At 67.5% G+C, this 18,358-nt stretch carries 17 protein-coding genes and 1 tRNA gene; 9 read left to right on the forward strand and 9 right to left on the reverse strand.

The window, feature by feature from the left end; genetic code table 11:
- Positions 1 to 264: 264 nt before the first annotated feature.
- Positions 265 to 1,836 carry a DEAD/DEAH box helicase gene (locus HMPREF1868_RS04685; protein ID WP_062530865.1) on the reverse strand — a complete coding sequence of 524 codons (1,572 nt, stop codon included), beginning with the start codon at positions 1,834 to 1,836 and terminating at the stop codon, positions 265 to 267.
- Between the two features lie 226 nt (positions 1,837 to 2,062).
- Between HMPREF1868_RS04685 and HMPREF1868_RS04690 the strand changes: the two genes are divergently transcribed.
- The 5 genes from HMPREF1868_RS04690 (at position 2,063) to ptsP (ending at position 6,765) form a co-directional block, all read left to right on the forward strand.
- On the forward strand, positions 2,063 to 2,710 hold the full coding sequence (locus HMPREF1868_RS04690) for an NUDIX hydrolase (RefSeq protein WP_062530867.1): 648 nt from the start codon (positions 2,063 to 2,065) through the stop codon (positions 2,708 to 2,710).
- Positions 2,711 to 2,749: 39 nt separating this feature from the next.
- The gene (locus HMPREF1868_RS04695; protein WP_062530869.1) at positions 2,750 to 3,721 is read left to right on the forward strand and encodes a type I phosphomannose isomerase catalytic subunit; all 972 of its coding nucleotides are present in this window, start codon (positions 2,750 to 2,752) and stop codon (positions 3,719 to 3,721) included.
- A 75-nt stretch (positions 3,722 to 3,796) separates the two neighbouring features.
- Positions 3,797 to 3,873: transfer RNA gene (locus HMPREF1868_RS04700), tRNA-Arg, on the forward strand.
- Positions 3,874 to 4,052: 179 nt separating this feature from the next.
- Positions 4,053 to 4,979 carry a 1-phosphofructokinase gene (gene pfkB / locus HMPREF1868_RS04705; RefSeq protein WP_062530871.1) on the forward strand — a complete coding sequence of 309 codons (927 nt, stop codon included), beginning with the start codon at positions 4,053 to 4,055 and terminating at the stop codon, positions 4,977 to 4,979.
- 82 nt (positions 4,980 to 5,061) lie between these two features.
- On the forward strand, positions 5,062 to 6,765 hold the full coding sequence (ptsP, locus tag HMPREF1868_RS04710) for a phosphoenolpyruvate--protein phosphotransferase (RefSeq protein ID WP_062530873.1): 1,704 nt from the start codon (positions 5,062 to 5,064) through the stop codon (positions 6,763 to 6,765).
- Between the two features lie 149 nt (positions 6,766 to 6,914).
- On the opposite strand, the gene HMPREF1868_RS04715 is transcribed toward ptsP, so the two are convergent.
- Positions 6,915 to 7,640, reverse strand: a complete 726-nt coding sequence (locus HMPREF1868_RS04715; protein ID WP_062530875.1) for a Crp/Fnr family transcriptional regulator — start codon at positions 7,638 to 7,640, stop codon at positions 6,915 to 6,917.
- A 112-nt stretch (positions 7,641 to 7,752) separates the two neighbouring features.
- Here HMPREF1868_RS04715 and hcp point away from each other — a divergent pair, with 112 nt between their 5' ends.
- A complete protein-coding gene (hcp, locus tag HMPREF1868_RS04720) occupies positions 7,753 to 9,366 on the forward strand; it encodes a hydroxylamine reductase (RefSeq protein WP_082719533.1) in 1,614 nt (537 codons plus the stop codon).
- A 138-nt stretch (positions 9,367 to 9,504) separates the two neighbouring features.
- On the opposite strand, the gene HMPREF1868_RS04725 is transcribed toward hcp, so the two are convergent.
- The 7 genes from HMPREF1868_RS04725 to HMPREF1868_RS04755 all read right to left on the reverse strand — a co-directional run bounded on the left by HMPREF1868_RS04725 (position 9,505) and on the right by HMPREF1868_RS04755 (position 16,203).
- Entirely contained in the window at positions 9,505 to 9,996 is a 492-nt protein-coding gene (locus HMPREF1868_RS04725; protein WP_062530878.1) for an RrF2 family transcriptional regulator, read from the reverse strand.
- A gap of 107 nt (positions 9,997 to 10,103) precedes the next feature.
- Positions 10,104 to 10,604 (reverse strand): Fe-S cluster assembly sulfur transfer protein SufU, encoded by a 501-nt coding sequence (gene sufU, locus HMPREF1868_RS04730; RefSeq protein WP_062530880.1) that lies wholly within the window; start codon positions 10,602 to 10,604, stop codon positions 10,104 to 10,106.
- Positions 10,597 to 11,865, reverse strand: coding sequence for an aminotransferase class V-fold PLP-dependent enzyme (locus HMPREF1868_RS04735; protein WP_062530882.1), 1,269 nt, complete (start codon positions 11,863 to 11,865; stop codon positions 10,597 to 10,599). The genes sufU and HMPREF1868_RS04735 overlap by 8 nt, the downstream gene beginning before the upstream one ends.
- Complete coding sequence (locus HMPREF1868_RS04740; RefSeq protein ID WP_062530884.1) at positions 11,862 to 12,983, reverse strand: SufB/SufD family protein; 1,122 nt, start codon at positions 12,981 to 12,983, stop codon at positions 11,862 to 11,864. Before HMPREF1868_RS04740 ends, HMPREF1868_RS04735 begins: the two co-directional genes overlap by 4 nt.
- The gene (sufB, locus tag HMPREF1868_RS04745; protein WP_062530959.1) at positions 12,983 to 14,401 is read right to left on the reverse strand and encodes a Fe-S cluster assembly protein SufB; all 1,419 of its coding nucleotides are present in this window, start codon (positions 14,399 to 14,401) and stop codon (positions 12,983 to 12,985) included. The genes HMPREF1868_RS04740 and sufB overlap by 1 nt, the downstream gene beginning before the upstream one ends.
- Before the next feature lie 28 nt (positions 14,402 to 14,429).
- The gene (gene sufC / locus HMPREF1868_RS04750) at positions 14,430 to 15,191 is read right to left on the reverse strand and encodes a Fe-S cluster assembly ATPase SufC (protein WP_062530961.1); all 762 of its coding nucleotides are present in this window, start codon (positions 15,189 to 15,191) and stop codon (positions 14,430 to 14,432) included.
- Positions 15,192 to 15,366: 175 nt separating this feature from the next.
- Positions 15,367 to 16,203 carry a Cof-type HAD-IIB family hydrolase gene (locus tag HMPREF1868_RS04755; RefSeq protein WP_062530885.1) on the reverse strand — a complete coding sequence of 279 codons (837 nt, stop codon included), beginning with the start codon at positions 16,201 to 16,203 and terminating at the stop codon, positions 15,367 to 15,369.
- Positions 16,204 to 16,495: 292 nt separating this feature from the next.
- Here HMPREF1868_RS04755 and HMPREF1868_RS04760 point away from each other — a divergent pair, with 292 nt between their 5' ends.
- The 3 genes from HMPREF1868_RS04760 to HMPREF1868_RS04770 are packed head-to-tail and all read left to right on the forward strand — an operon-like array spanning position 16,496 to position 18,356.
- Complete coding sequence (locus HMPREF1868_RS04760; RefSeq protein ID WP_009278943.1) at positions 16,496 to 16,927, forward strand: PTS sugar transporter subunit IIA; 432 nt, start codon at positions 16,496 to 16,498, stop codon at positions 16,925 to 16,927.
- A 28-nt stretch (positions 16,928 to 16,955) separates the two neighbouring features.
- Complete coding sequence (locus tag HMPREF1868_RS04765; protein ID WP_009278944.1) at positions 16,956 to 17,453, forward strand: PTS sugar transporter subunit IIB; 498 nt, start codon at positions 16,956 to 16,958, stop codon at positions 17,451 to 17,453.
- 39 nt (positions 17,454 to 17,492) lie between these two features.
- Positions 17,493 to 18,356 (forward strand): PTS mannose/fructose/sorbose/N-acetylgalactosamine transporter subunit IIC, encoded by an 864-nt coding sequence (locus HMPREF1868_RS04770; RefSeq protein WP_062530887.1) that lies wholly within the window; start codon positions 17,493 to 17,495, stop codon positions 18,354 to 18,356.
- The last annotated feature ends 2 nt before the right edge of the window (positions 18,357 to 18,358 follow it).

Below are 18,358 nucleotides of genomic sequence, written 5' to 3' on the forward strand. Positions count from 1 at the left end.
CGCCCGCAGGGGGCGGTGAGGCGAGCGGTGACGGAACTTTTATGCAGGGGGATGCCATGACGATGCGCCGCGTCGCCGCTTCGCGCACGCTCGCGCCGTGGGGACCGGCACCCTCGCGCGGCATGGCGGTCGTCGAGCCGGTCGAGCGGTTCCACGACCTCCGGTGGGGACCGGCTCGCCCGCGCGGCATGGCGGAGGGGCAGGCCGAAAACCAGTCCGGCCTGCCCCTCCGTCGTAACTTCCGTGTCGTGTCGCGATGTCTGGCTAGCGGGTTCCGCCCCTGTCTCCGGGATGCCTCCTGCCGCGCCTGGCGCCCGCTTCGCCACGGTCGGGAGAGAGGTTGAAGCCACTCTCCGCCGCCTTCGCCCTTCGACGGGACTGGGGGCGCGGCCTCTGGGTCGTGGCCGGCTTGGCTCCGCCGTCCTTCCGTGACGGGCGGCCGGACCCCTTGGCGCGGACCTGCCGGGAAGTGGCCTGCCCCGCCTTGTTGGTGCCTGGCCTGGGATGTTCGGTGGCCATGCCTGCCGCGGCCGGGCCTTCCGCCGCGGCCTTCCGCGCCCTGCGGGCGTCCGCCATCTTCTTGCGCGCCTTCTTTCCGGGGAGCTTCTCGTGCGGGTCGCGGCCGGGGTCCATCCTAACCGGGTCCCTGCCTAGGTCGAGTCCCTCGGCGCGCGGGAACGGGGGGATCACCCTGCCCATGAGCCCCTCAGTGTCGCGCAGGTCGAGGTAGTCGTCCTCGGTCACGAAGCTCAGCGCCCAGCCGCTCTCTCCCGCGCGGCCCGTGCGGCCGATGCGGTGGATGTAGTCCTCGGCGTCGCCCGGCACGTCGAAGTTGACCACGTACGAGACGTCGGGAATGTCGATGCCTCGGGCCAGCACGTCGGTCGCGACCAGGACGTCAACCTGCCCGTCACGGAAGTTTGCCAGCGCCCGCTCCCTCTGGTTCTGCGAGCGGTTGCCGTGGATGGGCGCACAGAGCACGCCCGCCTTCCTGAGCTTGCGGCAGATGCCGTCGGCGCGGTGCTTGCCGCGACAGAACACGATCACCCGCCGCGAGCCCTCGCGCCGGAGCAGCTCGGCGAGGACGGCGTTCTTCGCCTCGGGGGACACGGGGAGCACGTACTGGTCGACGGTCTCGGCCGCGGTGCCCTTGCGGGCGACCTCCACGCGGACGGGGTGCCTTACCAGCGACTTGGTGTTGGAGAGGACGTCGTCGTCCAGGGTGGCGGAGAAGAGGAGCGTCTGGCGCTGGCTCGGGGTCGCGGCGACGATGCGGCGCATGTCGGGGAGGAAGCCCATGTCGAGCATGCGGTCGGCCTCGTCCAGGACGAGGACGCGCACGGACGAGAGGTCCGCCTCGCGTTGGTTCATGAGGTCCTGGAGGCGGCCCGGCGTCGCGACGAGCAGGTCGCAGCCCCTCCTCAGGGCCTGCCTCTGGGGCTCGTAGCCGACCCCTCCCACCAGCACGACGGTCCTGTGCCCGGTGTGGCGGCAGATGAGCTCCGCCGCGTCCTCGATCTGCTGTGCCAGCTCCCTGGTTGGGGTCACCACCAGCATGAGGGGTCCCTCCCCCTTGCCCGCGTGCCCCAGCCCGTCGAGGGTCGGCAGCAGGAACGCCGCCGTCTTGCCCGTTCCCGTCTGGGCGGCCGCCATCACGTCCTTGCCGGCGATGACCTGGGGTATCGCCAGGCTCTGCACCGGCGTCGGCTCGTCGTAGCCCAGCTCCTCCACGGCCGCGAGGGCCCTCTTCGAGAGTCCAAGCCCCCCGAAGCCGTCCGAGTCCTCCCGGACGGCCGCCATGCCACGGCCGGACCGGCCGCCGTTCCGATTGCTCATGCGCTTCCCATCTGCTTGCTTCCGCGACCCTGCGCGGCGATCTTCCAAGGCGAGGGGGCCAGGCTGCAGGCACGGCCCCGACTCGCGACTACATGGTACGCATGGGCGCCGACCTGCGCGTCGCCGACCGCCCCGCTCTTCCAAATAAGCGCAACTCGGTATCATCGGGGTCGAACGGTCGTCTGCGTCGCCCGTCGGCGGGCGCGTCCCAGGGGAGGTGGTGCGCATGGACAAGCCGGAGGCGGCTGGCTTGGCGGGGGCTGGCGCAGGGGTCCGGGCCCGTCCGGACGAGGGTCCCCTCGCCCGCATCCGCAGACTCCTGGAGCCCGACCTCCGCCTGTGCGAGCGCGTCTGCTCGACGAGCGCGGAGTGGGAGGGGAGGGTCTTCTCCGTGGAGCTGCTCGACGTGGCCCTGCCGGACGGCAGCCACGGCAGGCGCGAGCTGGTGCGCCACCACGGCGGCGCCGGCGTCGGGGCCATCCGCGAGGACGGCTGCATCTGCCTGGTGAGGCAGTTCCGGGTGGCCCTGGGCAGGGTCTCGCTCGAGATACCGGCGGGAAGGCTCGAGCCGGGCGAGGACGGCCCCCGCTGCGCCGCGCGCGAGCTCGGCGAGGAGACGGGCCTCGTGGCCGGGAGGCTCGAGCCCGTGGCCCGCTCGCTGGGCTCGCCCGGCTTCACGGACGAGGCGACGCAGGTCTTCCTGGCGTACGAGCTGAGCGCCGGCAGCTCCCATCCCGACGAGGGGGAGCTCGTGGACGTCGCTTGGGTCCCCTTGGACGAGGTCCTCGCGGGGATACGGGCGGGCCTCATCGACGACGGGAAGACCATCGTCGCCGCCCAGGCGGCGGCCCTGTGGGCACACGGGCTCGCCTGATACCATCGAGGAAACGCCGCACCATCGAAAGGAAGGCCCATGAGCACAGCCAAGGACCCGTCTTGCTCCCCCGAGCGCGACCTCATCTTCGTCGAGCCCGTCTTCCACGGGAAGATCTGGGGGGGCAGGAGACTCCAGGAGGAGTTTGGCTACCAGATCCCCGACGGCCCGGTGGGGGAGTGCTGGGCGATTTCGGCGCATCCGGCGGGAGACTGTCGCGTCGCGTCGGGCGCCTTCGAGGGCAAGAGGCTCTCGGAACTCTGGGACGGTCATCGCGAGCTCTTTGGCGGCGCCACAGGTGACCGCTTCCCCCTCCTGGTCAAGATCCTTGACGCGGAGGGCGACCTCTCCATCCAGGTCCATCCGGACGACGCCTACGCTGCGGAGCACGAGGGCGGCTCCCTGGGCAAGTGCGAGTGCTGGTACGTGCTGCACGCGGACCCCGGTGCGACCATCGTGGTGGGGCAGCGGGCGAGGAGCCGCGAGGAATTCGCCCGCAAGGTGGAGGAGGGCGACTGGGACGGGCTCCTCAACGAGGTCCCCGTCCACACGGGGGACTTCTTCCAGATCGACCCGGGCACCGTGCACGCCATCAAGGCGGGGACCATGGTGCTCGAGACCCAGCAGTCGAGCGACGTCACCTACCGCGTGTGGGACTACGACCGCCTGCAGGCGGACGGCAGCAAGAGGGAGCTGCACCTCGCCCAGAGCCTGGACGTCATCGACTACGACGCCGAGCCCATCTCCTCCGGCCACGTCGACGCGAGGGAGGCCGACGGGGTGACGGAGCTCGTGAGCTGCGAGCGCTATGCCGTGGAGCGGGTCAGGGTCGCGGGTGAGAGGACCCTCCCTCCCTTCCGGGACTTCGCCTGCGCGAGCGTGGTGGACGGAACGGGCAGCGCGGGCGGGCATGCGGTGGGGAAGGGCGACCACTTCGTCGTCCCGAGCGGCCACGGCGGGCTCGCCCTTGCGGGGAGGATGGAGCTGGTCGTTTCGTACGTGCCCAGGTAGGCCGCCTCGGGTCCTCGCCTCCGGCTCGCGGGACCGAGCCGCCCCTCCGTGGTACCATGGTCGTGCCCTTTGCGTGCGCCCTTAGCTCAGCTGGACAGAGCATCGGTCTTCTAAACCGCGGGTCAGGCGTTCGAATCGCCTAGGGCGCACCACGATCCAGACGCGCGGGCCCACCCGGCAAGTTCCGGGCGGGCCCGCGACCTTTCCCAAGACGTGTCGCACGCTGCGAGCCCGACCCCGAATTGGAGCACGTTGGACGGTATTTCTCCTCCAGACACGGCCAATTAAGGCATAATGACCTTACATGATCAGTGGCCGAGAGGAGCACACGTTGATTTATACCGTCACGCTGAATCCGGCGATCGATTACGTAATGCACCCCCTTACGCTCGACATGGGCTTCACCAACCGCTCGTCGAGCGAGGAGCTCTACTGCGGGGGAAACGGAATCAACATCTCCACCATGCTCAACGAGCTCAAGGTCCCCAACGTCGCGCTGGGAATCGCTGCGGGCTTCACGGGCGACTACCTCATCAAGGAGCTGCAGAAGGGTGGCATCTCGTCCAACTTCGTAAGGCTCGAGCACGGCTTCACCCGTATCAACGTGAAGCTCAAGGGCATCGTCATGACCATCGTCAACGGCATGGGCCCCAAGATCTCGGAGAAGAAGGTGGACGAGCTCCTCGAGCGCATCGACTACATCGGCTCGGGGGACACGGTCGTGCTGACGGGCTCCATCCCCAAGTCGCTCCCCGAGGACATGTACGACGTCATCATGAAGCGCCTCGAGGGCCGTGGCATCCGCTTCGTCGTCGACGCGCCCGGGACCCTGCTGCTCGAGGCCCTCAACGCCAAGCCCTTCCTCATCAAGCCCAACAACCACGAGGTGGGTCGCATCTTCGACGCCCGCCCCGAGACCCCGGAGGAGTGCATCCCCTTCGCCAAGGAGCTCCACGAGCGCGGCGCCCAGAACGTCATCGTCTCGTGCGGCGGCCACGGTTCCCTGCTCTATGACGAGAACGACGAGGTCCACACGGTTCCCACCGCCAAGATCCGCCTGGTCAACGCCACTGGTGCCGGCGACTCGATGGTGGCGGGCTTCGTCGCGCAGGTCCAGGGCGGCGCCGACTATGAGACTGCCCTGCGCTTCGCATCCGCCTGCGGCACGGCCACCGCGGCGAGCAAGGCCATCGCGAAGCGTGCCACCGTCGACCGCGTCTACGAGCAGCTGAACAAGATCATCGCCGCACAGGCCTAGGGCCGGTGCCGTTCCATAGAACCACCTTCCTGGCAGCCAACGCGAAACCACATTATTGGGATCGAATCGTTTGGAGGACCCTATGTTCGAAGGCGTCAACGCATCAGACGGCTATGGAATCGGCGTGGCACAGGTCGCGGTTGCCCCAGACCTCAGCTTCACACCCAAGGTGCCCGAGGACGCGGGCGAGGAGAAGGCGCGCTACGACGCCGCGCTCGAGAAGTTCGTCGCGCAGACCAACGCCCAGATCGAGCGCATGAGGAAGAGCGTCGGCGACGAGGCGGCCCTCATCATGGGTGCCCACATCGAGTTCGCCGAGGACGAGGGCATCAAGGAGAAGGTCAACGGCTCCATCGACTCCGGCATGTGCGCGGAGCAGGCCGTGAGCGAGGCTTACGACATGTACTACAACATGTTCTCGAACATGGAGGACGAGCTCTTCCGCGAGCGTGCGGCTGACGTCGCCGACGTCAAGACCGGCCTCTTGGCCGACCTCCTGGGCAAGGAGGTCGTCGACCTCTCCACCCTGCCCGAGCATTCCATCGTCGTCGTCCACGAGCTCACCCCCTCGATGACGGCCGACATCGACAAGGAGAACGTCGCCGGCATCGTGACCGAGACCGGAGGTCGTACCTCTCACTCCGCCATCATCGCCCGCGCGCTCGAGATCCCCGCGGTGCTCTCCGTCGTAGGCGCCACCACCAACATCAAGACGGGTGACATGGTCGTCGTGGACGGCAGCAAGGGCAGGGTCGTCGCCCAGCCCACGGCAGGCGAGCTCGAGAAGTACCGCGCCAAGGCCAAGGCGTATGCGGACGAGAAGGCCGCGCTCGAGGCCTATCGCGGCAAGGACACCGTGACCGGCGACGGTGACAAGGTCCTGCTCGTCGCCAACATCGGCAATCCCGAGGACGCCAACAACGCCGCCGAGCACGACTGCGAGGGCATCGGCCTCTTCCGCTCGGAGTTCCTCTTCATGGACGCCTCCGAGCTGCCCAGCGAGGACGAGCAGTTCGCTGCCTACCAGAAGGTCGCCCTGCGCATGAAGGACCAACCGGTCATCATCCGCACCCTCGACGTGGGCGGCGACAAGGAGATCCCCTACCTGAACCTCCAGAAGGAGGAGAACCCCTTCATGGGCTTCAGGGCCATCCGCTACTGCCTCAACAACCCCGAGCAGTACAAGGTCCAGCTCCTCGCCCTCCTGCGCGCCTCCGCCTTCGGCGACATCAAGATCATGCTGCCGCTGGTGACCTCCCTCGAGGAGATTCGCCAGGCCAAGGCCCTCATCGAGGAGTGCAAGAGGGAGCTCGACGCCCGCGGCGTCGCCTACAACAAGGACATCGAGGTCGGCACGATGATCGAGACCCCCGCGGCCTCCCTCGTCGCCGACGACCTCGCCGCCGAGTGCGACTTCTTCTCCATCGGCACCAACGACCTCATCGGCTACACCATGTGCGCCGACCGCGGCAACGACTGCGTCGCCTACCTCTATGAGGTCTACCAGCCCGCGGTGCTTCGCTCGCTCAAGCGCATCATCACCGAGGGCAACAAGGCGGGCATCATGGTGGGCATGTGCGGCGAGGCCGCGGCAGACCCGCTGCTCATCCCCGTGCTCATCTCCTTCGGCCTGGGCGAGTACTCCGTCTCTGCCCCCTCGATCCTGCGCACCCGCCGCATCATCAGCGAGTGGACCAAGAAGGAGGCGGACGCCCTCACGGAGAAGGTCCTGAGCCTCAAGACCGCGGCCGAGGTCAAGGCCGTCCTGCAGGCGGCCGCCAAGTAGCTCTTGGCGCGTCATAGACTCCGTCGGGGGAGGGCCGCCGCCTTGGCGCCCTCCCCCTCCCTTTTGTGATGCCTCGCCCGTCTTGGCAGGGCCGACCGGCGCCAGGCCTGCTGGAACCCGGGCCATGGTGCCCTCGTGCTGGCTTCCACCTACAGGAGCGTGAACTGGTTCCTCTCGCTTTGCAGGACGCCCTCGTCGCGAAGGCGCGAGATCTCGCTCGAGAGGGCGCTCCGGTTGACCGAGAGGTAGTCCGCGAGCTGCTGGCGGGTGTAGGGGATGGCGAAGCTGGGACTGCCCTGGCGTGCCGACTCGTCGGAGAGGAAGGCAAGGAGCTTGTCGCGCGTGCTGCGCTGGCTGAGGTAGCGGAGCTTGCTTCCCAGCATGAGGTTCTTGGAGGCCATCTGCCCTACCAGGTTGGAGAGGAGGCGCAGATGGAAGGGGCAGGCGGACGAGCAGGTCCGCAGCATGCGGCGGACGTCCAGCCTGAGGAGCCGGACGTCCCTCACCACCACGACGGATACCGGGAGCTTGGCGTCTGGGGAGCAGGCATAGGCCTCGCCGAAGGACTCTCCCGGTCCGAAGCTGCCCTGGATGTTGCGATTGCCGAGCCAGTCCTCGCGGATCACGTGTACCTCGCCCGACTCGACCACCCACACGTGGGCGTCCCGCTCTCCCACGCGCAGGACGTACTCGCCCTCCTCGAACGAGACCATCCTCGCCCCGAGGCAGGGGAGCATGCGGGCGACCTCGAGTGCGTCCATGCCGGAGAAGAGCTGGGTCCTGCGTGCGGCCTCGACCTGGGGGAGAAGCTCCTTGGGCACGAGCGAGAGGCCCGTCGGGACCTTGGCCGTCTCCTTCTCTCTCGATTTTGTCATATTTCTTCCCTTTATGTTGTAAAAGCAACGGAAACGTTTGAATCATAGCAATACCCTTCTTCTCGAAGGACGGGGACGGCAGCCAAAGGGCCGTCAGGCAAGGAGGAGAAGAATGGTTCAAACCACGCTTACGCCCGAGAAGGTACAGGAGATGTTCTGCTTCCAGTGCGAGCAGACCGCGCGTGGGGTCGCCTGCAGCTCCAGGCAGGGCGTCTGCGGCAAGTCGGCGGAGGTCGCCCGACTCGAGGACGAGCTCACGGGCGCCATGGTGGCCCTTTCCCAGGCGGTGATGTCTGGCGCCACGCCCAACGCGCTCACGGACGATGTCGTCGTGCAGGGGCTCTTCACGACCATCACCAACGTCAACTTCGACGCTGACTCCGTTCGTGCCATGATCGCGCGCGTCCATGCCGCGAAGGACGGCATCGCGCCCGGCGATGACACGCCTGACTACGACCTGAACCTCGTGTGGCACGCCGAGGACGTCGACCTGCGCTCCCTGAAGTCGCTCGTGCTCTTTGGCATCCGTGGCATCGCGGCGTATGCCTACCATGCCGCCGCTCTCGGCCGCCGCAGCAAGGCGGTGAGCGCCTTCTTCTACAAGGCCCTGGCGGGAATCGCCGGTCTGGATGACGCGGACGCCCTGCTGGCGCTGGTCGACGAGGCCGGCGCCGTCAACCTGGAGTGCATGGCGCTCCTGGACGAGGCCAACACCTCGAGCTACGGGACCCCGGTTCCCACCGAGGTTCCGCTGACTGTCGAGCCCGGCCCCTTCGTCGTCGTGACGGGCCACGACCTCTGCGACCTCAAGGAGCTCCTCGAACAGACCGAGGGCACGGGCGTCAACGTGTACACCCACGGCGAGATGCTCCCCGCCCACGCATATCCCGAGCTCAAGTGCTACCCCCAGCTCAAGGGCAACTTTGGCACCGCCTGGCAGAATCAGCAGAGGGAGTTCGACGCCATTCCCGCTCCCGTGCTCTGGACCACGAACTGCCTGATGCCCCCTCGCGGCTCCTATGGCGACCGGGTGTGGACCACGGGGGTCGTGGAGTATCCCGGCTGCGCCCACGTGGAGGCTGACGAGAGGGGCCACAAGGACTTCTCGGCACTCATCGCACAGGCAAAGGAGCTGGGCGGCTATGCCGAACCCCAGGAGCTCACGGGCATCAACGGCGGCCATCGCGTGACCGTGGGCTTTGGCCACGCCAGCGTGCTGGGCGTCGCCGACAAGGTAGTCGACGCCGTCAAGGCTGGTCAGATCAGCCACTTCTTCCTGGTGGGCGGTTGCGACGGCGCCAAGCCCGGCCGCAACTACTACACCGACTTCGTCAAGGCGACGCCCGAGGACTCCGTGATCCTGACCCTGGCCTGTGGCAAGTTCCGCTTCAACGACCTCGATCTGGGCACCGTGGCCGGCCTTCCGCGCATCCTGGACATGGGCCAGTGCAACGACGCGTACTCAGCGATCCAGGTCGCGGTGGCGCTCGCGAAGGCCTTCGACTGCGGGGTCAACGAGCTGCCCCTCTCCTTCGTGCTCTCCTGGTACGAGCAGAAGGCGGTCTGCATCCTCCTGACGCTGCTGCACCTGGGCATCAAGGACATCCTGCTGGGGCCCTCCCTGCCCGCCTTCATCTCGCCCAACGTACTGGACGTCCTGGTGAGGAACTACGGGATCGCCCCCACCACCAACGTCGAGGACGACCTGGCGAAGTGCCTGGCCTAGGGCTCGGGACGGAGCCATGCCAAAGGGACGCCCGCATCCCCCCGAGGGGATGCGGGCGTCATTCTGCCGGGAAGGTCGAGCCGTCCGGAGCCGGCTGTCGCGACAACGCCAGGGGGCGCGCTCCCTGGCTCAGGGTGACTAGTCGCAGCTCACGCGTCCCTGACTCTGTTGTGGTCCTCGGCTCTCGCGCGGGTTCCAGTCAGTGAGGCCTGCGATCTCCTGCCTGTCGCGGACGATGTCCGCCAGGGTCTTGCTGTCCAGGTACTCGGCGGTGACCTTCCCGAGGTCCCGCCACATGGTGACGGTGGGACAGGTGTCGATGATGGGGCAGATCTCGCCGTTCGTGCAGTCGAGGCAGGCCACAGGCGCGAGCGAGCCCTCTGCCGCACGAAGGATCTGGCCGAGGGTGTACTCCTCGGGTCGCTTGCTCAGGCGGTATCCACCGCCCTTGCCGCGAAGGCTCTGCACGTAGCCCACCTTGTGCATGCGTGACACCACCTGCTCGAGGTACTTGCGCGAGATGTTCTGCCTGCGGGAGACGTCGCCCAGCGACACCCACCCGTCGTGCATGGCAAGGTCCGCCATGGCCCGCAGGGCGTACTTGCCCCTGGTGGAGAACATGCCAGCCATCCGTGCCTACCCCCTCTCGCCTCTGTCGCCTACCGTGGTCGTCCTACGCGTATGTGGGTGCGCGGGATGGGGACGTGGTGGTCCTCTCCCCAGGCGCCTGCCCTCGTCTAGTCGTTCGCCCCGTCGTGCTCGTGCGTGTGGAAGGGAACGGCCTCGCTGGCCTCCTCGCTCCCGGCCTCGAGCATCTCCTCGAGCGTGCGCCAGGCGAGCTCGGCGCACTTGACGCGCGCGGGCATGTGCGAGATGTCCCTGAGCGAGGCGGCCTCGTCCAGCTGCGCGAGCGTGTCGGCGTCGGTCTCCTCGCCGCGCACCATGCGACCGAACAGCTTGCAGAGCCCGATGGCCTCCTGGGGGGTCTTGTCCACCACGAGGTCGCTCATCATGTCCGCGGAGGCCTGGCTGATGGCGCAGCCGTGGCCCTGGTAGGCCGCCTCCTCTATCGTGCCGTCGTCCCCCAGGCGGACGTAGAAGGTGAGCTCGTCGCCGCAGGAGGGGTTCACGCCCTCGTGCGTGAGGGTGGCGTCCTCCAGCGGGTACTTGTAGTCGGGGTGGGACACGTGGTCCATGAACTGTGCGTTGTAGAGTGACGCGACGCTCGCATTAGCCATTGAAGACCTGCCAAACCGTCTTGAGGCCGTCGACCAGGCGGTCGATGTCCTGCTTGTCGTTATAGAACGCCACGCTCGCGCGGCAGGTGCTGCCCATGGCCACGTCGAGGTAGGAGAGGAGGGGCTGGGCGCAGTGGTGCCCGGCCCTGATGCAGACGCCCGACCCGTCCAGGATGGAGGCCACGTCGTGTGGGTGGACGCCACGTACATTGAATGCGACGGCACCGACGTGGCGGAAGCCGTCTTCGGGGCCTATGACGTCGACGAAGTCGAGGGCTGCCAGGCTCTCGGTCAGGTAGGCGGAGAGGAGCCTCTCTCGCGCCTCCAGGGCGGCGAAGCCCTTGGACTCGAGGTAGCCCAGGCCCGCGTCGAAGGCGTAGCTGCCCGCCGCGTCCTGCGTGCCCGCCTCGAACTTCTGTGGGACGGGCGCCCAGACCGCGTCCGTCTCGCTCACGGAGTCGATCATCTCGCCTCCCGTGAGGAAGGGGGGCATCTGGTCGAGGAGGGCGGCCTTGCCCCAGAGGACCCCGATGCCCATGGGGCCACCCATCTTGTGGGCGCTGAAGGCCAGGAGGTCGCAACCCAGCTCGCGGACGTCCACCTTGAGGTGCGGGACGCTCTGCGCCCCGTCGACCACCATGTGGGCGCCCATCTGGTGGGCGCGCGTGGAGATGGCGGGAATGTCGTTCTGCACGCCCAGCACGTTGGAGACCTGCGTCACCGAGACGATCTTCGCCTTGGGGCCGACCTTCGCCTCGAGCTCCTCCTGAGTGATGCGGAAGTCGTCGTCGAGCCTCAGGTAGACGAGGCGGGCGCCCGTCTGGGCGCAGACCTGCTGCCAGGGGATGATGTTGGAGTGGTGCTCCATGATCGAGACGACGACCTCGTCGCCCTCGTGCAGGACGCTCCTGCCCAGGGTCTGGGCGACGAGGTTGAGCGACTCCGAGGCGTTGCGGGTGAAGACCACCTCGCTGCCCTGGGGCCTTCCCTCGTCGTCCACCGCGCCGATGAAGCGGGCTATGTGGTCGCGCGCGCCCTCGATGGCCTGGGTCGCCTCGACCGACAGGCCGTAGAGCCCGCGCAGCGGGTTGGCGTTCATCTCCTCGTAGAAGCGCCTCTGTGCGTCGAGCACGGCCGCCGGCCGCTGGGAGGTGGCGGCGCTGTCGAGGAAGCAGATCTCGGGATGCTTGGCGAGCAGGGGGAAGTCATCCTTGTAGGGGTTCTCCGCGATGCTCGCGAGCTGGGATGCGTCGAGACTCATGCGGACACCTCTCTGGCGTCGGTGGTGGCAGGCGAGAGGCCCAGGCCCTCGGCCACGTCGCGGGCGGCCTCGGGCCCGAGCAGCTGTTCCGCACGGGCGAGTGCGGCCTCGCGGGAGCTCGCCTCGGGCGCGTGGATGGCGGCGTCGTCGAAGATGGCGCGCACGAAGAGGTCGTTGACCTCCTCCTCGCTGAGGCCGCGGTCGGTGAGGTAGCCGAGCTGCTCGGCGCTGACGGAGCCGATGGAGGCGCCGTGGTTGCCCTGGACGTCGTCCTCGTCGCAGAGGATGACGGGAAGGGTCTTGTTCACGACCTCGTCGCCGCCCATGAGGACGGTCTCGGTCTCGTTGCCGCGGGCGCCCTTGGCGCCGTGCGTGAGGTCGATGGTCTCGCGCATGGCCTTGTGGGCCCTCTCGCCCAGGAAGCCCGAGGTGACGATGTCACTGCGGCTGTTGCGGCCGAGCTGGCGCACGACGTGGTTCACGTCGAGCTCGTCGGCGTCGCGCACGACGTAGCGGCAGTCGAGCTGCAGGCGCGACGACGTGCCCCCGAGCTTGGTGGCAAAGCCCATGGCCAGGCTCTTGCCCCCCAGCGCGTACTGGCGCACCTCGATGCGGGCGCCCTCGGCGGCCTCGATGCCCACCCCCTCGAGGTGGGTGCTCCCACTGCCGGGAGCGACGACCTCAACGAGGTGGAGCCTGGAGCCCGCCTCGGCGATGACGCGGAGGAGGGAGGCGGAGTGGCCGCCCTGGCCGCGGACCGAGACCACGACGGTGGCCTCCGAGCCCTCGCGCAGCATCACGCCGGTGTCCTCGACGGCGAATCCGCTGGCGTCGACGTCCACGACGATAGGTTCCGCGCGACGCGTCCCCTGGGGGACCTCCACGTAGCGGGCGTCTCCCGCCACGGACTCGACCCAACTCACGGCCTCGTCGCCGATGCCGCACTCGAGCTGGGAGAAGATTCTAGGCAGGCGCGCGAGCACCTCTCCCTTGCGGGCGGGGGAGGGGAGACGGAGGCTGCACCCGTTGATCCTGAGGTGGTTCCAGGTCTGCGCGGGCGGTTGGTTCACGTGCTCGACGGCCGCGTACGACGGCGCCTCGGCAATCGTCTCTGCCATTAGCCGATCGCCCCTTCCATCTCGAGCTTGATCAGGTTGTTCATCTCGACGGCGTACTCCAGCGGGAGCTCCTTCGAGACGGGGTTGGCGAACCCGTTGACCACCATGGTGCGGGCCTCGGACTCCGAGCAGCCGCGGCTCATGAGGTAGAGCACGGTGTCGTCCGAGATGCGGCCGATGGTCGCCTCGTGCCCCACCTGGGCCGTGCGGTTGCGCACGTCCATGGCGGGGATGGTGTCAGAGCGGCTGATGTCGTCCAGCATGAGCGAGGAGCAGGACACCGAGGCGTTCGCCCTGTCGGCGTGGCGGCCGATCACCAGCGAGCTCCTGAAGGTGTTGATGCCGCCGTCCTTGGAAATGGACTTGGTGTCGACGGACGTCGTGCAGTCGGCGCCGTTGATGATCACCTTGCAGCCCGTGTCCAGGTCCTGCGTGGCACCGGCGAAGGTGATGCCGGTGAACTCGCAGCTCGAGCGGTCGCCCTGCAGGATGGTGGTGGGGTAGAGGTAGCTCACGTGGCTGCCGAAGGAGCCCGAGACCCACTCCATGCGCGCGTCGGAGCCGATGGTGGCGCGCTTGGTGTTGAGGTTGTACATGTTCTTGGACCAGTTCTCTATGGTGGAGTAGCGCAGGCGCGCGCCGTCCTTCACGTAGAGCTCCACGGCACCGGCGTGGAGGTTGGCCTCGTAGTACTTGGGCGCGGAGCATCCCTCGATGAAGTGCAGGTCTGCTCCGGGCTCGACCACGATGAGCGTGTGCTCGAACTGGCCGGCGCCGGAGGCGTTCAGGCGGAAGTAGCTCTGCAGGGGGTAGTCGAGCGTGACGCCCTCGGGGACGTACACGAAGGAGCCGCCCGACCACACGGCGTAGTGCAGGGCCGCGAACTTGTGGTCGCGCATGGGGATGAGCTTGCCGAAGTACTCGTGGACGACCTTCTCCCACCTGGGGTCCTGCAGGGCGTCCTCGATCGTGGTGTAGACCACTCCCTGCTTTGCGACCTCCTCGCGCATGTTGTGGTAGACGATCTCGGAGTCGTACTGGGCGCCCACGCCGGCCAGGCTCTCTCGCTCGGCCTCGGGGATGCCCAGGCGCTCGAAGGTGTCCTTGATGTCCTTGGGCACGTCGTCCCAGTCGCGGGCCTGCTTGGTCTGGGGGCTCACGTAGGTGGAAATGTGGTCCATGTCCAGGCCCGACACGTCCGGGCCCCAGTTGTCCGCCATCCTGCGCTCGTGGAAGACCTCCAGGGCCTCGAGGCGCAGGTCGAGCATCCAGGCGGGCTCGTTCTTCTTGGCGCTGATGGCGCGCACGATCTCGGGCGTGAGCCCGTCGGCGTAGCGCTCGTAGCCCTCCTCGCTCTTCACGAAGTCATAGAGGGAGCGGTCGACGTCGGCGACCTTTGAGCGGCCCCTCTCGTCCACCTCGCCCGCGTTATACCTCTCGCTCACCTTAGGCCTCGGCAATCTGCTCGGACTCGAAGCGGGCGAAGCCGTTGGAGTCGATCTCCTCGATGAGGGAGGCGGGGCCCTCGGCCACCAGGCGACCCCTGACCATCACGTGCGTGCGGTCGACGTCGAGCCTCTCGAGGATGCGGGTGTTGTGCGTGATCATGAGGAGCGCGCCGTCGCACTCGCTGCGGTAGGCCTCGATGCCGCGCGATACGATGGAGAGCGCGTCCACGTCCAGGCCGGAGTCCGTCTCGTCCAGGATGGCGAGCTTGGGGCGAAGGAGGAGGAGCTGCAGCATCTCGACCTTCTTCTTCTCGCCGCCGGAGAAGCCCACGTTGAGCTCGCGGGTGAGGAAGGCGTCGTCCATGTCGAGCTGCTCCGAGATCTGCGCCACGCGCTCGCGGAACCTGCGGGCGGTCATCTTGAGCTCGGGCCTCATCTGGCAGATGGTGCGCAGGAAGCTGTAGAGGGGCACGCCGGGCACCTCGACGGGCGCCTGGTACGAGAGGAAGATGCCCGCGAGGGAGCGCTTGTCGGGCGAGAGGGAGGTGACGTCCTCCCCGTCGAAGGCGATGCTGCCGGAGCTCACGCGGTAGCTGGGGTCGCCCATGATGACGTGGCCCAGCGTGGACTTGCCGGCGCCGTTGGGTCCCATGAGGACGTGGGTCTGGCCCGCGCCGACTTCGAGGTCGATGTCATGAAGGATGGGCTTGTCCTCGGTTCCGGCCGAGAGCCCGGAGATGCTGAGCAGCTGACTGGCCATGGTGCCTCTCTCTGGATGCGCGTCTGCGCGGTCGTTGGCGAGGCGTGCGGCCCCCGCCGCCATGGCCTCTCTCCAAATCCTACTTACCGGGGGGTATTTTACCCCGCCACGGGGAACGTAGGCCCCTCGATCGCAAAAAACGCTCGCAGCGCAACGACGCCGCGCTTCGGCTCGTCTAGCCCCGTGCGGCAGGCTCCACCAGCTCGCGCACGACCTCGGCGATGACGCCGTCGTCGTTGGTCGATCGGGCATGGTAGTCGGCCTCGAGCTCGATGCCGTCGCTGGCGTTGGCGACGGCCACGCCCACCCCGGCGGCACGGATCATGGCCAGGTCGTTCAGGGAGTCCCCGCAGCCTATGGTCTGCTCGATGCCCACGCCGAGCAGCTCCGCCAGGCGTCTGAGGCCGGCCCCCTTGTCCACGCCCTCGGGGTTGAACTCGAGGTAGCGGTGGCTCGAGAAGGTGGGCAGGGTCCCCTCCCAGAGCTCGCGTGGCATCTGGTCGAGGATGCGGTGCAGCTCGGGCAGGCCGTCGGGGAGGCAGTAGAGGATCTTTGCCAGGGGCACGTCGCGCAGGAAGTCGATCGACCCCTCCCGCAGCTCCTCGTGGCCCATGTGGCCCTCGAGATAGTCCCGCTCGTCCTGCTGCAGGCGGTAGGTCCACACCTTCCCGCCCAGCTCGTAGACGTGGAAGCTTAGCCCCGCCTGCTCGAGGCCGTACTCGAAGAGGGCGCGCACGCGCTCGAAGGGGAGGGAGTGCGACGAGAGCGGCGCGTCGTCCCCCACGCGGGTGATGCAGCCCCCGTTGTACGAGATGACGTAGGAGCCCTCGAGGAGGTCCGAGGGAAGCGCATGCAGGGACTCCATGATCGAGCCGTAGGCGCGCCCGGAGGAGGGGACGAAGAGGCAGCCCAGCTCGCGCAGGCGGCGGATGGCCTCGACGTTCGCCGCGGGGATGGTGTGGTCGCTCGCGAGGAAGGTGTCGTCCATGTCGCTGGCAACGATCTTGTACATGCGTCCCCCTTGTCCGGCACTGCATGGATTGTATCCCACACCGTTCTCCGCAGTGGTAGGGGAGAGTCCCTGCCGCCATTCACAGGCCGTCTCGACCGCCCTCTCGACCGGTGGCCGCTGCTGTACTGAGCATCGGCAAATACGCAAACTTGTGGAGGGTCTTTGGCAGAATTGTGTATACTTGGTGAGATTGTATTGGCAAGTCTGCGTCAGGCCGCCGGCTCGGTGGGCCTGCTGCGAGCCAGCAGTCCCTGCCGCCCCCAAGCGCGGACATCGCGAAGGGAGAGGTCCTATGAGGTATCTGCTCATGGTAAGCCACGGAACGATGGCGCCTGGGGTGAAGAGCGTCATCGACATGCTGCTGGGGCCGCGCGAGGACGTGCTCGCCCACAGCATGGAGGACGGCGTCGGCGCAGACGCCTACGTCGAGGGCGTGCGCAAGGTCATCGCCCCCATCAGGCCGGAGGACTCGGTCGTGGTCCTGGGAGACATCATGGGCGGCTCGCCCCTCACCAACGCCCTCAACACCCTCACCGAGGCCGGGCTCCTCGGCAACACCGTGGCCTTTGGCGGGCTCAACCTTGCCATGGCGATAGCCGCCCTCATGGGCTTCGACGACGGACTCGACGATGCCGCGCTCAAGGCGAGCATCCTGAACGACGGTAAGGAGGCGGTCAGGGAGATCCAGCTGCAGGTCGAGGACGAGGACGAGGACGACCTGTAGGCAATGCAGGCAGACAAGAGGAGTGGAAATGATTTCGTTCGTTCGCATTGACGACCGCATGATCCACGGTCAGACGGTCACGCGCTGGGCCCTCGAGCGGCCCTGCGACGGCATCATCGCCGTCAACGACGTGGCCGCGAGCAACTCCGTGCTCAAGGCCGCCTACAAGGGCGCCGCGCCAGACAAGAAGATCTTCGTCTGGACGATGGAGCACTTCCTCGAGAAGAAGGACACGGTCCTCTCCTCGGCGTCGCGCTACTTCCTCATCACGAAGAACCCCCTCGACATGAAGAGGATCCTCGTCGACGAGAAGTTCGTCCCCTCTGACGTCAAGAGCGTCGTCGTCGGACCCTGCAACGACCGTCCCGGCACCACCAAGCTGGGCAACAACCAGTCAATCACCGCCGAGGAGGCCCAGGCCTTCGAGGACATGGCCAAGGCTGGCTACGAGGTCAAGTTCGCCCTGCTCCCCGACGTATCCATTGGTGACTGGCCCAAGTTCCGCGGCCAGTTCGACGTCCACTAGCGCTCGGGCGAACCACAAACTGGGAAGGTGGGTTTGACTATGACGATCAGCATCTTCCAAGCCGTCTTGCTTGGAATCTTCGCGTGCCTCGCATCCCTTCCGGGCATGGGTGGCACGACCATCGGCAACTACACCCTGGGCCGTCCCCTCGTGGGTGGCCTCGTCGTGGGCATCATCCTGGGCAACCTGCAGCTCGGCATCATCGTCGGCGCCGCCATCCAGGTCGTCTACATCGCGCTCGTGACCCCCGGCGGGACCGTCTCGGCCGACGTGCGCGCCGTGACCTACATCGGCATCCCGCTGGCCATGCTCTCAATCTCGGCGCAGGGCCTCGACCCCTCGTCCGACGCCGCCACCGGCCTCGCCGCCGCCCTGGGCGCCGCAGTCGGCACCCTGGGAACCGTCCTCTTCTATGGCACCGCGACCCTGAACCTCGTGTGGCAGGGCATCGGCTGGAAGGCCGTCGAGGGTGGCAGGTGGGACAACATCAAGAAGACCATCCCCATGGTCGAGACGGTGCTCCCCTGGGTCTCCCACATCCTGTTCTCCTTCATCCCCACCGTGGTCATCTGCATGGCAGGTCCCACGATGGTCGACCTCATGAAGGAGTACCTCCCCATGGATGGTCTCGCGATGAAGACCCTCTTCACCGTGGGCTCGCTGCTCCCCGCAGTCGGCGTCGGCATCCTCTGCAAGCAGGTCATCACCAAGCCGCTTGACTGGGTCACCTTCGCTGTGGGCTTCCTGCTCGCCGCGGTCATGGGCTGCAACCTCATCGCGTCCGCCATCATCGCCGTCTTCTTCGCACTTATCAACTTCGAGATCCAGTCCGTCAAGACCAACCGCCCGGCCCTGGCTGCCCAGGCGGCGTCGGTCGACGACGACGATGAGGAGGACATCTAATC

Source organism: Olsenella sp. DNF00959 (genome assembly GCF_001553055.1).
Classification (GTDB): domain Bacteria; phylum Actinomycetota; class Coriobacteriia; order Coriobacteriales; family Atopobiaceae; genus Olsenella_I; species Olsenella_I phocaeensis.

Bases quoted from the DNA above. Each gene is read 5' to 3' on its own strand.
- HMPREF1868_RS04715 (WP_062530875.1), bottom strand. From the start codon at position 7,640: ATGACAAAATCGAGAGAGAAGGAGACGGCCAAGGTCCCGACGGGCCTC.
- HMPREF1868_RS04725 (WP_062530878.1), bottom strand. From the start codon at position 9,996: ATGGCTGGCATGTTCTCCACCAGGGGCAAGTACGCCCTGCGGGCCATG.
- ptsP (WP_062530873.1), top strand. From the start codon at position 5,062: ATGTTCGAAGGCGTCAACGCATCAGACGGCTATGGAATCGGCGTGGCA.
- HMPREF1868_RS04735 (WP_062530882.1), bottom strand. From the start codon at position 11,865: ATGAGTCTCGACGCATCCCAGCTCGCGAGCATCGCGGAGAACCCCTAC.
- HMPREF1868_RS04690 (WP_062530867.1), top strand. From the start codon at position 2,063: ATGGACAAGCCGGAGGCGGCTGGCTTGGCGGGGGCTGGCGCAGGGGTC.
- sufC (WP_062530961.1), bottom strand. From the start codon at position 15,191: ATGGCCAGTCAGCTGCTCAGCATCTCCGGGCTCTCGGCCGGAACCGAG.
- HMPREF1868_RS04740 (WP_062530884.1), bottom strand. From the start codon at position 12,983: ATGGCAGAGACGATTGCCGAGGCGCCGTCGTACGCGGCCGTCGAGCAC.
- HMPREF1868_RS04765 (WP_009278944.1), top strand. From the start codon at position 16,956: ATGATTTCGTTCGTTCGCATTGACGACCGCATGATCCACGGTCAGACG.
- hcp (WP_082719533.1), top strand. From the start codon at position 7,753: ATGGTTCAAACCACGCTTACGCCCGAGAAGGTACAGGAGATGTTCTGC.
- sufU (WP_062530880.1), bottom strand. From the start codon at position 10,604: ATGGCTAATGCGAGCGTCGCGTCACTCTACAACGCACAGTTCATGGAC.
- HMPREF1868_RS04760 (WP_009278943.1), top strand. From the start codon at position 16,496: ATGAGGTATCTGCTCATGGTAAGCCACGGAACGATGGCGCCTGGGGTG.
- HMPREF1868_RS04685 (WP_062530865.1), bottom strand. From the start codon at position 1,836: ATGAGCAATCGGAACGGCGGCCGGTCCGGCCGTGGCATGGCGGCCGTC.
- HMPREF1868_RS04695 (WP_062530869.1), top strand. From the start codon at position 2,750: ATGAGCACAGCCAAGGACCCGTCTTGCTCCCCCGAGCGCGACCTCATC.
- HMPREF1868_RS04770 (WP_062530887.1), top strand. From the start codon at position 17,493: ATGACGATCAGCATCTTCCAAGCCGTCTTGCTTGGAATCTTCGCGTGC.
- HMPREF1868_RS04755 (WP_062530885.1), bottom strand. From the start codon at position 16,203: ATGTACAAGATCGTTGCCAGCGACATGGACGACACCTTCCTCGCGAGC.